The sequence below is a fragment of the Aeromonas sp. FDAARGOS 1411 genome (genome assembly GCF_019047125.1).
GTDB classification, from domain to species: Bacteria; Pseudomonadota; Gammaproteobacteria; order Enterobacterales; family Aeromonadaceae; genus Aeromonas; species Aeromonas veronii.
The window spans coordinates 560,506-575,130 of sequence record NZ_CP077214.1 but is presented as its reverse complement, the minus strand read 5'-3'; the positions used below and the strand labels follow the sequence as shown (position 1 = coordinate 575,130).

The 14,625-nt window shown below is 59.2% G+C and carries 14 protein-coding genes; 4 read left to right on the top strand and 10 right to left on the bottom strand.

All coding sequences use genetic code 11. The features are described from left to right. Positions 1-31: 31 nt before the first annotated feature. Positions 32-868, top strand: a complete 837-nt coding sequence (purU, locus tag I6L41_RS02575; protein ID WP_005361738.1) for a formyltetrahydrofolate deformylase — start codon at positions 32-34, stop codon at positions 866-868. Between the two features lie 79 nt (positions 869-947). On the opposite strand, the gene I6L41_RS02570 is transcribed toward purU, so the two are convergent. Then, positions 948-2,210 carry a DUF945 family protein gene (locus I6L41_RS02570; RefSeq protein ID WP_216961809.1) on the bottom strand — a complete coding sequence of 421 codons (1,263 nt, stop codon included), beginning with the start codon at positions 2,208-2,210 and terminating at the stop codon, positions 948-950. A gap of 107 nt (positions 2,211-2,317) precedes the next feature. Next, positions 2,318-3,799, bottom strand: a complete 1,482-nt coding sequence (gene cls / locus I6L41_RS02565; RefSeq protein ID WP_005361740.1) for a cardiolipin synthase — start codon at positions 3,797-3,799, stop codon at positions 2,318-2,320. 97 nt (positions 3,800-3,896) lie between these two features. Here cls and I6L41_RS02560 point away from each other — a divergent pair, with 97 nt between their 5' ends. Beyond that, positions 3,897-4,439, top strand: coding sequence for a DUF1439 domain-containing protein (locus I6L41_RS02560; protein WP_216961807.1), 543 nt, complete (start codon positions 3,897-3,899; stop codon positions 4,437-4,439). Positions 4,440-4,444: 5 nt separating this feature from the next. On the opposite strand, the gene I6L41_RS02555 is transcribed toward I6L41_RS02560, so the two are convergent. Beyond that, complete coding sequence (locus I6L41_RS02555; RefSeq protein ID WP_041980377.1) at positions 4,445-4,885, bottom strand: GNAT family N-acetyltransferase; 441 nt, start codon at positions 4,883-4,885, stop codon at positions 4,445-4,447. Positions 4,886-5,224: 339 nt separating this feature from the next. On the opposite strand from I6L41_RS02555, the gene I6L41_RS02550 reads away from it, so the two are divergent. Beyond that, on the top strand, positions 5,225-5,962 hold the full coding sequence (locus I6L41_RS02550) for a lytic transglycosylase domain-containing protein (RefSeq protein WP_216963795.1): 738 nt from the start codon (positions 5,225-5,227) through the stop codon (positions 5,960-5,962). A gap of 92 nt (positions 5,963-6,054) precedes the next feature. Here the strand turns inward: I6L41_RS02550 and aqpZ are convergent, their stop codons facing one another. Then, the gene (aqpZ, locus tag I6L41_RS02545) at positions 6,055-6,744 is read right to left on the bottom strand and encodes an aquaporin Z (protein WP_139731123.1); all 690 of its coding nucleotides are present in this window, start codon (positions 6,742-6,744) and stop codon (positions 6,055-6,057) included. A gap of 270 nt (positions 6,745-7,014) precedes the next feature. After that, complete coding sequence (locus I6L41_RS02540) at positions 7,015-7,227, bottom strand: DUF1653 domain-containing protein (RefSeq protein WP_005334366.1); 213 nt, start codon at positions 7,225-7,227, stop codon at positions 7,015-7,017. 381 nt (positions 7,228-7,608) lie between these two features. Here I6L41_RS02540 and I6L41_RS02535 point away from each other — a divergent pair, with 381 nt between their 5' ends. Then, positions 7,609-8,823 carry a pyridoxal phosphate-dependent aminotransferase gene (locus I6L41_RS02535; protein WP_005334367.1) on the top strand — a complete coding sequence of 405 codons (1,215 nt, stop codon included), beginning with the start codon at positions 7,609-7,611 and terminating at the stop codon, positions 8,821-8,823. A gap of 65 nt (positions 8,824-8,888) precedes the next feature. Here I6L41_RS02535 and I6L41_RS02530 read toward each other — a convergent pair whose 3' ends face one another. The 5 genes from I6L41_RS02530 to I6L41_RS02510 form a co-directional block, all read right to left on the bottom strand. Next, the gene (locus I6L41_RS02530; RefSeq protein ID WP_216961805.1) at positions 8,889-10,364 is read right to left on the bottom strand and encodes a YfcC family protein; all 1,476 of its coding nucleotides are present in this window, start codon (positions 10,362-10,364) and stop codon (positions 8,889-8,891) included. Between the two features lie 162 nt (positions 10,365-10,526). After that, entirely contained in the window at positions 10,527-11,720 is a 1,194-nt protein-coding gene (fabV, locus tag I6L41_RS02525; protein ID WP_005353312.1) for an enoyl-ACP reductase FabV, read from the bottom strand. 150 nt (positions 11,721-11,870) lie between these two features. Then, positions 11,871-12,458: a histidine phosphatase family protein gene (locus I6L41_RS02520; protein WP_216961803.1), complete on the bottom strand. Its 588-nt coding sequence runs from the start codon at positions 12,456-12,458 to the stop codon at positions 11,871-11,873. A gap of 153 nt (positions 12,459-12,611) precedes the next feature. Then, a complete protein-coding gene (locus I6L41_RS02515; protein ID WP_033115023.1) occupies positions 12,612-13,265 on the bottom strand; it encodes a transcriptional regulator in 654 nt (217 codons plus the stop codon). Between the two features lie 65 nt (positions 13,266-13,330). Next, complete coding sequence (locus I6L41_RS02510) at positions 13,331-14,620, bottom strand: serine dehydratase subunit alpha family protein (protein WP_216961799.1); 1,290 nt, start codon at positions 14,618-14,620, stop codon at positions 13,331-13,333. Between the last annotated feature and the right edge of the window lie 5 nt (positions 14,621-14,625).

Here is a 14,625-nt window from a genome sequence, read left to right as displayed (position 1 = left end):
GCGCCAACACCACAAACGGAAAATGACAGAGATGGAAAAGAAAATACTGCTCACGGATTGCCCGGATGCCAAAGGGCTCATCGCCAAGATCACCAACATCTGCTACAAGCACCAGCTCAACATCATCAAGAACGATGAGTTTGTGGATCACGAGAATGGCCGCTTTTTTATGCGTACCGAGCTGGAGGGGCGCTTCAACGACGAGACCCTGCTGGCCGACCTCGATGATGCCCTGCCCACCGGTGCCCAGCGCCGTCTGGTCAAGGCGGGCAAGAAGCGCATCGTCATCCTGGTGACCAAAGAGACCCACTGCCTCGGCGATATTCTGATGAAGAACTACGCGGGTGCGCTGGATATGGATATCGTTGCGGTGATCGGCAACTACGATACCCTGGCCGAGCTCACCGGCAAGTTCGATATCCCGTTCCACACCGTCAGTCACGAGGATCTGAGCCGGACTGAACATGAAGAGCAGGTACGCGCCATCATCGACAGCTATGAGCCTGACTATGTGATCCTGGCCAAGTACATGCGGGTGCTGACCCCGAGCTTCGTCGAGGCCTATCCGCGCAAGATCCTCAACATCCACCACTCCTTCCTGCCCGCCTTCATCGGTGCCCGCCCCTACCGGCAGGCGTTTGATCGCGGCGTCAAGCTGATCGGCGCCACCGCCCACTTCGTGACCGACGATCTGGATGAGGGCCCCATCGTCGAACAGGACGTGATCCACGTCGGTCACGCCTTCAGTGCGGACGACATGGCCAAGGCGGGTCGGGATGTGGAGAAATCGGTGCTGAGCCGCGCGCTGGAGCTGGTACTGAACGAGCGGGTGTTCGTCTACGGCAACAAGACGGTGGTCTTCAAGTAATCCGCCCACATGGCTCGTATACAAACGCCAGAAACAACAACGGCTCCCGCGGGAGCCGTTGTTGTTTCTGCGCCAAATATCAGAGCGGCAGATCGTTTACCGTCACCGCGCCCTTCTCCAGCTTCAGCTCAGAGGTCAGCACTTGCTTGTCGGCCTTCAAATAACCCATCAGGGTCAGCTGATCGAGCATGGGGGCCAGTTGTGGCACCGCCTTGCCCAGCTTGTCGCTGAGGCTGGCATGCAGCATGCCGGAGAGGGCCTGCATCCCCGCGTCGCTGTTGAACAGCTGCTCCAGCGAGGTGGAGGCCAGCTTCACATCCCCCTTCATGGTCACCGCCTCACCGTTGAGCTTGGCGCTGAGATCGGCCAGCTCCAGGGTCGCACCACGTTTGAGCATCTTGTCCAGCGCCTGCTGGATAGCGGCATCTTCAACTCCCTTGCCACCGGCGGCCTGCAGCCCCTGATACCCTTCCAGATCCAGACCGTTGAGGTTGAGCGCCAACTTGCTGTCGGTCACCGCCAGGGTGTCGGTTTCGTTCTCCAGATCCAGCTTGGCAATTTTCATCTGATAGCTGCTGGAGAGGGTCTGGGCATCATCACCGGTCAGCTGAGTCTCGGTGGTCATCCCCTGCAGGGCGACCTTGACGCTATCAGGCAGTTGTATCGTGAGGGCCGAGAGGGTCATCTCGCTCTGGGGCGAGAGGAGCACACCACTGATCTCGGCAATGTCGGCACTCCCTTTCAGATCGGCCAGCACCAAGTCCATCTTGCTCTGCTCTTCATGGACCGTCATCCCCTGCCAGGTCATGGTGATGTGACCATTCCCCTCCAGATTGCCGTGGAACTCGCCGCTCAGGGGCAGGAAGCTGAACTCGTCCAGCCCCTGTTTGATCTTGAATTCATTGGCCCAGAAACGGCTGCTGTTACCCTGGGTCCAGAGACTGGTGACCGACTCCAGACCGAGTTCCCACTGCTCCATGCCCAGTGCGGTGAAAACCGGCGCTAGCGTGCCATTATGGGTATCGAGCAGGAAGTGGCTCTTGATATAGAGCGGCAGGATCTGGCTCTTGACCACCAGTTGCAACTCGATGGGCTGACTGCCCTCCAGCTCGCTGTCGATGGCAGCCAGCTCCTCCGGCGTCACCACGACCTTCAGGACCCCGTCACGGGTGAAGAGGTTGCTGCTACCCGGCTGCCACTGCATGTCGATACCGGTCTCTTGCTCTACCTTGGCGATCTGCTCCGCCATGATGTTGTCGAAGCTGTTGCCCGTGTACCAGCATGCAGCCAGACCACCACCTACCAGTGCCGCACCCACGGCGAGGGCCACTATCTTTTTCATATATCCATGTGTCTCCAGGGAGTTGTCACTGCACTCTACGGGGCGGACTCGGGGCTAGGCAAGTCCAATCAGATGGCGAGTCCACTTTCTTGCGGCTCGCCACAACATCACAGCAAGGGGCTGAAGAGATAGAAGATGTTCTCCATCGCCTTCTTGTACCAGGGGCGGGCCTGCCATTGGGCCAGGGTCATCGGGGTGGCTTCCGCCATATAGCCCTGTACCAACCGGGTCATCTGGGCCACGAACGAGGGGTTATCCACCAGCAGGGTCACCTCGAAGTTGAGCCAGAGGCTGCGCCGATCCAGATTGACCGTCCCCACCAGCGCGAAGTCATCATCCACCAGCACGCTCTTGGTATGGAGCAGACCGGCATCATAGCGGTAGATCTCCACCCCGGCCGCCAGCAGCTCCTCCATAAAGGCGTTGCAGGCGTAATTGGCCATGATGGAGTCATTGCGTGCCGGCAACACCAGCTGCACCTGCACTCCGCGCGCCGCTGCCGAACTGAGTGCGGCCGCCAGCGGATCGTCGGGTACAAAGTAAGGGGTCGTCAGCACCAGATGGCTGCGTGCCTGATAGATGGCCAGCAGCAGGCTCTGCTGGATGCAGTCGCCGCCGACGAAGGGACCGGACGGGATCAGCTGGGCGCGGTAGTTGGTCTGGGGCCAAGCCTCCGGCTCATGCTGCAGACTGTCGAGCAGCCGCTCGCCGGTCTCCATCTCCCAGTCCCAGACAAAGATCGACCACATCAGCGGCACCATGGGCCCCTGCACCCGGATCATGATGTCGACCCACTGGCCGACCCCGGCATCCTGTTTGAAGAAACGGGGATCCACCATGTTCATGGAGCCGGTGTAACCCACCCTGTCATCGATCACCACCAGCTTGCGGTGCATCCGCAGATCCTGACGCTGGAACAGAATGCGCCAGGCGCCGACCGGCAGCACCTCCACCAGCTTGACCCCCGCCTTGCGCAGCTTTTTGGGCCAGTGGGAGCGGAAGAACTGCTTGCTGCCCACCGAATCAAGCAGCAAGCGACAATCCACGCCGCGTTGCGCCACTTCAATCAGCGCCTCGCACACCTCGTCGGCATCGCCGCCCGGATGCCAGATATAGAACTCCAGATAGCAGGAGAGCGTCGAGCGACGGATATCCTGGGCAATCTCGCGCAAGATCCAGTCCGGCTTGTTGAGCAAGGTCATGCGGTTGCCAGAGAGCATCGGCATGGCGAGCCGTCCCTGGATGAGATCGTGCAGCGGCTGTGCTTTGGCGCCCACTTCGCAGCAGTGCTGCGGGAACAGACGGGCCAGTTGACGGATCCAGATGGCATAAGGGCGATACATGGCCTGGGCGCGCTCGGCACGACGGCGCCCCAGCTTTATTTCACCAAACAGCACATAGAAACCCACCCCGGCAAACGGAATGGCATAGATCAGCGCCAGCCAGGCCAGCGACACCCCGATGGGACGGCGTTTCATCACCACCCGAAACGACACACCGGTGACAATCACGGTATGAAAAAGCAGTAGCAGCCAACCCAGAAAACGGGAAAACAGCAGTTGAAGATCGTGTTCCAGACCGTTAAACAACGGGGACTCCTTCTAATCGACAAACAGCGCGGTGGGCAGACCCCAACCGGCCGGGATGGTATGCTGTAAGGCAAATCCATTCTATCAGGTCGCACGCATGATCCTGCAATCTATGCTGCTCAGCCTGGCCATGCTAGGCCAAGGCTCATATGACATCAATGAGCAACAGATAAACCAGTACCTGCAATCTCAGGTGCAAGTCGACAAACAGCTGGAGCTGCCGGGCATCATCAAGGCCCATGTGACGCTTGAGCAGAGCGATGTCCAGATCGGTCGCCAACGCCCCGATACCGCCCGGGTCTATGGCAGGGGCAAGCTCAAAATCGCCCTGCCAGACAATACCGAATATGACGCCCGCCTGCAGATGACCTATGAGGCGAGACCCCGCTATGACAAGAGCCTGAGCGCGCTGTTTCTTGATAACATGAAGCTGATGGAGTACAAGCTGGAGCCGGAGGCGGCCGAGAAGAAGTTCGGACTGATGCTCAACATGCTACTGCAGAGCATGGAGAAGCGGCTCGAGACCAAACCGGTCTACAAACTCAATGACAAGGATCCGGATCAGGCCTGGCTGAAGGAGAATCTGCTGGGGCTGGAGCTGTCACCGGGCAAGATCCACCTGCTGACCAAACCCCGCTAAACCGCTCAATTCAGGAGGGGCTGGGTGGTATCCCGTACCAGCAGCTCCACCTGATACCCCTGCTGCTGCTGCCGCTCGTAGAGGGAGAAAAGCGACCCGCTCAATTGATTGAGGGGCATATCGGCAAACCCGGCCTTGAGATAGAAAGGCTTCTCGAAGGGCAGCGCCTGACAGACCACAGGTTTGTCCAACAGACCGTGACAGGCGTGCTGCAGCAGCCGTGACCCCAATCCCAGCGACTGGTAGTGGGGCAACAGGCGAAAGCCGCACAGATGGTAAAACTCCTCCTCGTCCCGCAGCCGTACCGCCCCCACCAGCCAGTGAGCATCACGCACGACAAAGATCCGCTCGGCCAGATCCGGCACATAGTGGGAAAACGTCGTCTCGTAATAGTCCCTGATAAGGGATAGGTCGGCGTCGCAGTACTCTTCGAAAGTGAGTTCCATCGCCAGCTTGCTTGTCACAGACAAATCCTTTGATAATCAGTTATTAGTGCCAGATACGGTGCGCTAATCCGACCACATGACGCAGCACGATAGCATGCCTCTCGTCAACAAAAAAGCGGACGTCGTGGGCAGCTTGCTTACCCGGTGGAAGAGGCCATGGCCCACCGCCCGACTGCCAAAACCGTGCTTTATGATGACAATCCTTTATTGTGGCGGATACTTTGATCCCGGTCACCGAATCGGATCATTTGCCCCCTGTTGGCCGCTTGTTCTGCCCTCGTCATGATGCTTTACTCAACATGGTCATCACAAGAAGGAGTATTAGGGTTGAAAGCATGGATGCTGGCAGGCCATATGTTGTTGATCCCCCTGAGCGGATGGAGCCAGACTCCCCCCCCCGCGGAGGTGATCTTCCTGACCACAGCTCCCTCCCCCTTGCGTCCGGTCAAAGATGCCACTCCCGTCCCACAACCCGACACCGCTCAAACAGCGGCAGTCGCCACCAACAGCAAGAAGCAGATCCAGGTCTATAAATCGGTGCAACAGAACGGGGTGGTTCGCTACTCAGATATGGCACCCGAAGAGGGCCATTACGAGCTACTGCTGTTCAATGACTGCTTCGCCTGCGATCCCAAATCCAGCGTCAACTGGCAGACCACAGGGCTGTTTCTCTATGACTATGCCAGCACCATCAAGGCGGCCGCCAAAACCTATCAGGTTGAGCCTGCGCTGATCCGGGCGCTGATCCATGCGGAATCCGCTTTCAATCCGCTGGCGGTCTCCCGCAAGGGGGCGATGGGGCTGACCCAGCTGATGCCCGCCACGGCGCGGGAGTTGGGGGTCGGCAATGCCTTGCTGGCGGAGCAGAATATCTTCGGCGGGGTGAAATACCTGGCGGGACTGCTCAAGCAGTATGACGGCAACGTGGCGCTGGCGACCGCGGCCTACAACGCCGGCGCGGGCGCCGTACAAAAACATGGCGGTATCCCGCCCTATGCGGAAACCCGTGCCTATGTGGAGCGCGTCCAGCTCCTCCACCTGCGCTACAAAGAGATGCTGCAGGCTAAAGGGCTCTGAGGTTAGCCTCGGTTAATGCTCTTTTCTCGCCCCTCCAGAAACAAAAAACACGCCCGCAGGCGTGTCGATACCACACTTTGTTTCGCAAATGATTACTTCTGCTCAGTCGCCACCAGGCGATAAGCCAGCGCACCCAGAATGGCACCGACAATCGGGGCAACCCAGAACAGCCACAGCTGGCTGATAGCCCAGTCACCGACAAACAGCGCAACACCGGTACTGCGGGCCGGGTTGACCGAGGTATTGGTCACCGGAATGCTGACGAGGTGGATCAGGGTCAGGCACAGACCGATGGCGATCGGCGCGAAACCGGCAGGCGCACGGCTATCAGTGGCGCCCATGATGACGAACAGGAAGAAACCGGTCATCACCACTTCACACACCAGTGCGGCAGTCAGGCTATAACCACCCGGAGAGTGCTCACCGTAGCCGTTGGAAGCAAAACCGGCAGAGAGATCAAACCCGGCCTGACCGCTGGCAATCACGTAAAGCACGGCAGCGGCGGCAATGCCACCCAGCACTTGCGCCACGATGTAAGGCAGTACACCGGTGGCCGGAAAACGACCACCCGCCCACAGACCGACGGTCACGGCCGGATTGAGGTGGCAACCGGAGATATGGCCGATGGCAAACGCCATGGTCAGCACGGTCAGACCGAAAGCCAGCGAGACCCCCAGCAGACCAATCCCGACGTGAGGGAAGGCTGCAGCCAGCACGGCACTGCCGCAACCGCCCAATACCAGCCAGAAAGTGCCCATAAACTCAGCAGCAACAGGTTTCACATTATTTCTCCCATTTGAGATAACACCGAACAAGACCCGAGAAGGGCCCATGCTTGAACAAGCGCAGCATTATGGGAGTGTGAGTCCAGATTGCGAACCCGGCAGGCAGGGCTCACTGAATGTGATATTCGTCACAATTTGTTGATTAGATAAGAAATTTATCATTAAGACAGCTGGCTGCACATCTCATACCCAAGGGCGTCATGCGACAACTTGTGACACCATTTAGCTCGAGTGCTCATCCCTTGAACGATAAAAACGGAGGCGTGGTCAGTCTCCTGCCGGGGCAAAACGGCTGACAACCTGCCCCTGATGCTCAATCCACTCCATAAACATGGCGACGGGACGGGCATAGACCTGACCATCCTGTTCGGATTGATAAATGACCAGCTGCTCCTGGGTTTCGGTATGCAGAGCCAAGGCAAGCACTTGATAGTAACCCCCCTTGAAGTGGCGATAGCGGCCTGGAACGGGTGCTTGCATGAGAAAACCTCGCAGAAGTGAACGCCGATGAGCGAACCACATAAAGATGACACCATGAGTGCCATTCAACTCATCGAAAAGGGGGACGAAGACGATTTTTTACACAAGCCAATCGTGCCACAGGATCCGGATATTGCAACACAGTCAGGCAGCTTTGTTAATTCGTTCCCCATGTTTCACTAGTTAACCTTGGTTAGCACCAAAGATCGTGCTGAATTTAACGTTATAGCAACCCTGTTTTAGGGCTAAAAATCAGGGAATTCTTCTAAAAAGAGGATTGTTATAGCATTCAATTCTGTGAAGAATAGGGGAAAAGAAATTTGATACTAAAAATCGCCTTTTTCGCCAACGCGTCCCTGTGGGGAAGGAATCACACTCACCATGTTCACAATCGACAAGTCGCACAAGCTCGACGATGTCTGCTATGACATCCGCGGCCCGGTGCATAAAGAGGCTCGCCGTCTCGAAGACGAAGGCCACCGCATTCTCAAGCTCAACATCGGCAACCCGGCCCCGTTCGGCTTTGATGCGCCGGAAGAGATCATCAAGGATGTCATCCTCAACATGCCGCTGAGCCAGGGCTACTGCGACTCCAAGGGGCTCTTCTCTGCCCGTAAAGCGGTGATGCAGTACTACCAGCAAAAAGGGATGCGCAAGGTCGATATCGACGACATCTACATCGGCAATGGCGCCAGCGAGCTGATCGTGATGGCGATGCAGGCGCTGCTCAACAATGGCGACGAGATGCTGGTACCCTCCCCTGACTATCCGCTCTGGACCGCCGCCGTCACTCTCTCCGGTGGCCATGCGGTGCACTATCGCTGCGACGAAGGGGCTGACTGGTATCCGGATCTCGACGACATCCGCGCCCGCATCACCCCGCGCACCCGCGGCCTGGTGCTGATCAACCCCAACAATCCGACCGGTGCCGTCTACGGCAGCGAGTTCCTGCTGGAAGTGATCGAGATCGCCCGCCAGCACAACCTCATCATTTTCGCCGACGAGATCTACGACAAGATCCTCTACGACGATATCTCCCACACCAGCGTCTGCACTCTGTGTGACGATGTGATGGTGGTGACCTTCAACGGCCTCTCCAAGGCCTACCGTGCCTGCGGCTTCCGTCAGGGCTGGATGGTCATCACCGGTCCCAAGGGCCGTGCCCGCGGTTACATTGAAGGGCTGGAGATGCTGGCCTCCATGCGGCTGTGTGCCAACGTGCCGATGCAGCACGCCATCCAGACTGCGCTTGGCGGCTACCAGAGCATCAACGAGCTGATCCTGCCGGGCGGCCGCCTGCGCAAGCAGCGGGACAAAGCGTGGGAACTCTTGAACGAGATCCCCGGGGTCTCCTGCGTCAAACCCAAGGGGGCGCTCTACATGTTCCCGCGCCTCGACCCCAAGGTGTATGACATCCGCGACGATCAGAAGATGGTGTTCGACCTGCTGCAGCAGGAGAAGCTGCTGCTGGTGCAAGGCACCGGCTTCAACTGGCCGGCGCCGGATCACTTCCGGCTGGTGTTCCTACCCCGGGAAGAGGAGCTGGAGGATGCCATCGGCCGCCTCGCCCGTTTCCTCAAGGGCTACAAGCAGTAAGCAAGGCTCATGAAAAAGGCTCCCGCGGGAGCCTTTTTGTTGTCTGTCGTTTTCTATCCGCACCATCAGCCGTGCAGCAGGGCACCGGCCACCAGTACCGCCATGGTAATGAGAGCCACCCCGATGATAAAGGGCAGCACCCAACGCACGAAGCGATCGTAGGGGATCTTGGCGAGCGCCAGACCAGCCACCAGATGGGCAGCTGTGGGGGCAAACAGGTTGATCCAGCCGGAGGCGGACTGATAGGCCGTGATCACCAGATCCCGCGAGATGCCGGAGAAGTCAGCCAGCGGCCCCATCAGCGGCATGGAGACAGTCGCCAGCCCCGAGGTGGAGGGGATGAAGAAGCTCAGGATGATGTGCACCAGATAGGCCATCAGGATGAATACCGACGAGGAGAGTCCGCTCACCAGCCCCTCGGCCCAGTGCAAAATGGTGTCGATGATGACGCCATGCTCCATCACCACATAGATGCCGCGCGCCACCGCCACCACCAGCGCTACCCCAATGAGATCCCGAGCGCCGCTCAGGAAGGTCGCCACATAGTTGGACTCCGGCATCCGGTTGATCAGCGCGATCAGGATGGAGGCGCTGAAGAACAGGGTGGAGAGCTCGTCAAACCACCAGCCAAAGGTGGGCAGCACGTCGATCCCCAAGTCCGACCAGGGCACCACCGCATAAATCATCAGCAGGAAGGTGCCGAAGAAAACCAGCATGGTGAGCTTCTGCTTGCCGGTAAAGGCGAGGTTGCCGCTCTTCATCTGGGAGAACTCGTCGTCATAGGCGATGTCGGCCAGCACGGAGCGGGACTTGTCCTGCTGCACCTGCTTGGCGTAGCGCATCACGAACCAGGAGGCGAAGATCACCAGCAGCAGCCACTGCACAACCCTAAGGCCAATCCCCTCACCGATGGGAATACCGGCAAAGCCTGAGGCGATACCGGTGGCAAATGGGTTGACGGTGGAGGCGAGCACCCCGACCCCGGAGCCAAGCAGGATGATCCCTGCCGCCACCATGCGATCAAAGCCCGCCGCCATCATCACCGGCACGATGAGTGCCCAGAAGGCCACCGTCTCCTCTGCCATGCCGAAGGTGGAGCCGCCGAGGGCAAACAGGGCGATCAGCACCGGGATAAGCAGCCGCTCACGGCCGGCAAAGCCGCGCACTATGGCCCCCACCCCGGCATCGAGCGCACCGCTTTGCATGGTCACCGCGAGAAAACCACCGATGATGAGCACGAACAGTGCTACGTCGGCCGCCTTGTGGAAGCCCTGAATGGGGGCCTTCAGCACATCGAATACCCCCTGCGGATGAGAGGGCAGCTCGGTGTAGCTGCCGGGCACCGGCAACAGCCGCTCGTCGCCGCTGTAATCGGCCACGGCCGCAGCCGCAACCGGCTGCTGGGTCTTGGCGGTGACATAGTCATATTTGCCCGCTGGCAGCACCCAGGTCAGGGCGGCCATCAGGGCGATGATGATGAAAAGCAGGGTATAGACAGTGGGGAGTTGGCGCTTCTTGGGCGCCTCGTTTGGAGTGGTCATAGCTTCCGTACCTCGGCAATGCCGTCTGTGATCCGATCAGCGCAAGACTAGCGGGTTTGATATGGGAAAAAGGTGATCGCTGATAATAAAATTCCGCAAACTAGCGGAATTTTTGCCAAAAAAACAGGGCCCCGCGGGGCCCCGTTTTCACTTGAGTCAGACTCAGAGCTCGACCACGTCGAATTTCACGTCCGGATTTACATCCGCATCGTAATCGACCTCATCCAGACCGAAACCGAACAGGCGCAGGAACTCCTGCTTGTAGCCGGTGTAATCGGTCAATTCGGAGAGGTTTTCGCTGGTGATGGATGGCCACAGGTCGCGGCAGGTCTGCTGCACATCTTCACGCAGTTCCCAGTCATCCATGCGGATGCGAGCCTGCTCGTCCAGAGCCATGTCGGACGCGTAGAGACGGGTGCGCATCATGCGATCTACCTGCTCCATGCAACCCTCGTGAATGCCCTTCTCCTTCATGATCTTGAAGGCCATGGAGATATAGAGCGGCATCACCGGAATGGCGGAAGAAGCCTGGGTCACCACGGATTTGAGCACGGCCACGTGAGCGGTGCCGCCCTTGGCTGCCAGATCGCCACGGATGGCGGCGGCGGCGCGGTCCAGATCTTCCTTGGCGCGGCCCAGAGTGCCATGCCAGTAGATTGGCCAGGTCAGATCGGTACCGATGTAGGAGTAGGCCACGGACTTGGCGCCGTCAGCCAGCACGCCGGCATCACGCAGGGCAGCCATCCACAGCTCCCAATCCTGACCGCCCATGACGGTGATGGTGTTCTGGATCTCTTCCTCGTTCGCCGGCTCGACGGTGGCGGTGATGATCTGATCCTTGTTGGTATCGATGGCGGTGGTGGTGTAGACCTCACCGATCGGTTTGAGGGCAGAGCGCACCACTTCGCCGGTTTCCGGCATCTTGCGCACCGGAGAGGCCAGGGAGTAGACAACCAGATCGATTTGACCCAGATCCTGCTTGATAAGCTCAATCACCTTGGCGCGGCACTCGTTGGAGAAGGCATCGCCGTTGACGCTCTTGGCGTAGAGGCCCGCCTCTTTGGCTGCCTTGTCGAAGGCGGCAGAGTTGTACCAGCCAGCGGTACCGGTCTTGGACTCGGTGCCCGCTTTTTCAAAGAAGACGCCGAGGGTGGCGGCGCCGCTACCGAAGGCAGCCGCAATCCGGGAGGCCAGGCCATAACCGGTGGAAGCGCCGATCACCAGCACCTTCTTGGGACCATTCTCGATGGTGCCCTTGGCCTTGGTATAAGCGATCTGGCGACGAACATTGGCTTCACAACCGACCGGATGAGTGGTGGTGCAGATAAAGCCGCGAACCTTTGGTTTGATGATCATATGGGGTCTCGGATCCGTTTAATGGATGAAATCGGGGCATAAGATACCTCATCTTGCCGCGATAAGGTGCTCTGATGTGTTGAACTGCGGCAAAAATGGGCATCCGAAGGTGGCCATCATGGTCCATGCCATGGTGCCACCTCACGGCAACTAGCAGGCAATGCGGGTGATGTGGCCATCCTGCAGCTTATAGAAGGCATCTTGGGGCAACTCCTGTGACCAGATCGCCTCATAGTCGAGATCGGCATAGACGCCACGCAACATGGCTCCGAGCAGACCGTGGGAGATAACGATGGCCCGCTCGGCGATGGCGGGATCATGCAACCACTGGTGTGCCCGGCGCTGAATGTTCTCGAAGCTCTCGGCCCCCGGTGCCTGCAGATACCAGTCCCCTTTGCCGGTATCGAGCTCGGGGTGGGCAAGACGCAGCGCCGGGATCTGGCAACTCTCCCACTCCCCCATCCCCAGCTCCATCAAGCGATCGTCCCAGACGATGCGATCTGCCGTCAGTCCCAACTGCTCGCACACCAGCAGGGCGGTCTGACGGGCGCGCCCGAGCGGGCTGGCGTAGACGGTCCAGCGTGCCGGATCGGCCAGCTCGTCTCGTAGCCGCAATCCCATGGCAATAGCTTGCGCTTCCCCCTTCTCGGTCAGATCGGAGTTGCAGCGACCCTGCAGACGCTGTTCGGCATTGAAAAGGGTCTGGCCATGGCGCAGCAGATAGATGAGTCGAGACATGATTTCTCCAGCACGTTCAGAGAGATAGAAAAATAAAGGGGACGATGATAGCAGATGAGCCCGAAGGATGGCCCAAACAGAGAGGCTAAAGCGGGCGTAAAAAACGGGTCAAGGCTGACCCGTTTGCTGCCAATTTGGCCAGAGTGTATCGGCTCAGCCCTTCTTGATCTCCCGCAGATAGCGGTAGATGGAGTGGACCGAGATGCCGAGCTGGCGCGCGGCGATCTGGGCACTGTCTTTAAGCTCGAAGATCCCCATGTCGTGCAGCTGATTGACGATAACCCGGGTCTTCTGGGAGGGCGGCACAGCCTCATTACCGCGCACCTCGGCACTGACCGTATCTATGGTGCTGTTGAGCGCTTCGTCGATGTTGCGGGCAAACACCTCGGGGGTAGCGTGGTTCTCGCTGGCATGCATGCACTCGGGCATCATGGCGCGCAACACGGATTGCAGCGGGGCATCCATGTCGGTGTTGATGCAGAGCAGTCCGATTGCCTTGTGCTCCCCGTTGCGAATGACGGTGGTGAGCGAACGCAGGGTCTTGCCGGTCGCACACTTGGTCATGTAGGGGTTGGAGATATCCTGCCCGCTCTTGAGCTTGATCATCGCCAGGTTGGTGATGGGGGCGCCGACGCTGCGGCCGGTGATATGACCGTTGGCAATCTTGATGATCGAGGGGTTGCGCACATCCAGACTGTGGAGCAGCACCTCGGTGTGCTGACCATACATGGCGGCGATACCATCCACGATGATCTCCATCGATTTGAGGATCTGGAAATCGTTCTGACTCAACTCTTGCAGCTTCACATTCGGACCTTCTTGCAAGGGCTGCTGCCGGGCGATGGACGCCGGGCAGCAGCCGACAGGGACACTCAGGCGGACATGATATCAATAATGGTGCTGTCTGTGGCAGACATGCCGTCCTTCACCATCTGACCCACGTTGCGAATGGTCTGATCCACGTTGTCGGAAACGATCCCCTGCCCCGACACCGAGTGGCTGTTGAGCGCCATCAGGAAGCCACGTACCGCCGCGCCGGAGGAGGTGCTCACCTTCATGGCGCAGGAGGCCTTCGCCCCGTCGCACACCATGCCGGCACTGTCGCTCAGCACATTCTGGATGGCGAAGCAGGATTGCTCGAAGCTGCCGCCAGCGAGATAGACCATGGCCATGGCGGCTGCCGCGCTGGTCACGGTATTGCCGCAGAAGGCCGACAGCGGCGGATAGTGGGACTTGATATAGATGGCGCCCAGATGGCTCATGATGAGAGCGCGAGCCAGCTGTTCTTCACTGGCGCCATAGCGCTCGGCAATCACCATCACCGGAATGGTGGCCGCGATGCCCTGGTTGCCGCTGCCAAAGTTGCTCATCGCCGGCAGAGTGGCTCCCCCCATGCGGGCATCGGAGGCAGCCGCCGTCATCATCACGATGCGGTTCATCACATCCTCGCCGATGAGGCCGGCATCGATGTTCTGCTGCATGGTACGACCGATCTCGAGACCATAGGGGTTGTTCATCCCTTCGGCGGAGAGCTTGCCGTTGAGCTCGGAGGCCTTGAGGATGAACCGGATCTGCTCGAACTCCACCTGGGTGGCGAACTCGTAGATGGCGGCGATGCTGATATCGACGCCATCGCAGATGGAACCGGTGGCGCCGCCCTGGCTCTGATCGGCGGTGAAGGTCACCTCGCCATCGCGACGCTGCTCGACGATACGGGTATGGCCACCGCACAGGGTCACTTCGGCGCTGTGCTCTTCACCGTTTTCATCAGAGCCATAAACAGTCACGCGGCAGAAGATAAACTCGGGGGCCGCGGTGCGGCTGACCAGCACGCCACCGGCATCGATCAGGGCCTGGGCACGGGCCACCTGATCTGCGGTGATGGCGGCCAGCACCTCCAGTCCGCCATCGGCATTGCCACCGAGGGCGCCGGCGGCGGCGGCGATCGCCAGACCAATCTTGCCGGTACCCGGCACATAGACACCCATCGAGTTCTTGTAGAGATTATCCGACACCGCCACCTCGATACGACGCGGTGCGCAACCCAGTTGCCGGGCGGCAACTGCGGCGGCATAAGCGGCGGCGATAGGCTCGGTACAGCCCAGCGCCGGTTTGACAACCTGTTGAATAATCTGCAGATACTGCTGCCACGCTTGTTTCATTGATT

Excerpts from the sequence above, each read along its gene's own strand:
- purU (WP_005361738.1), top strand. The coding sequence starts at position 32 with ATGGAAAAGAAAATACTGCTCACGGATTGCCCGGATGCCAAAGGGCTC.
- I6L41_RS02560 (WP_216961807.1), top strand. The coding sequence starts at position 3,897 with ATGATCCTGCAATCTATGCTGCTCAGCCTGGCCATGCTAGGCCAAGGC.
- I6L41_RS02550 (WP_216963795.1), top strand. The coding sequence starts at position 5,225 with ATGCTGGCAGGCCATATGTTGTTGATCCCCCTGAGCGGATGGAGCCAG.
- I6L41_RS02540 (WP_005334366.1), bottom strand. The coding sequence starts at position 7,227 with ATGCAAGCACCCGTTCCAGGCCGCTATCGCCACTTCAAGGGGGGTTAC.
- I6L41_RS02510 (WP_216961799.1), bottom strand. The coding sequence starts at position 14,620 with ATGAAACAAGCGTGGCAGCAGTATCTGCAGATTATTCAACAGGTTGTC.
- I6L41_RS02530 (WP_216961805.1), bottom strand. The coding sequence starts at position 10,364 with ATGACCACTCCAAACGAGGCGCCCAAGAAGCGCCAACTCCCCACTGTC.
- I6L41_RS02535 (WP_005334367.1), top strand. The coding sequence starts at position 7,609 with ATGTTCACAATCGACAAGTCGCACAAGCTCGACGATGTCTGCTATGAC.
- I6L41_RS02570 (WP_216961809.1), bottom strand. The coding sequence starts at position 2,210 with ATGAAAAAGATAGTGGCCCTCGCCGTGGGTGCGGCACTGGTAGGTGGT.
- I6L41_RS02520 (WP_216961803.1), bottom strand. The coding sequence starts at position 12,458 with ATGTCTCGACTCATCTATCTGCTGCGCCATGGCCAGACCCTTTTCAAT.
- fabV (WP_005353312.1), bottom strand. The coding sequence starts at position 11,720 with ATGATCATCAAACCAAAGGTTCGCGGCTTTATCTGCACCACCACTCAT.
- I6L41_RS02555 (WP_041980377.1), bottom strand. The coding sequence starts at position 4,885 with ATGGAACTCACTTTCGAAGAGTACTGCGACGCCGACCTATCCCTTATC.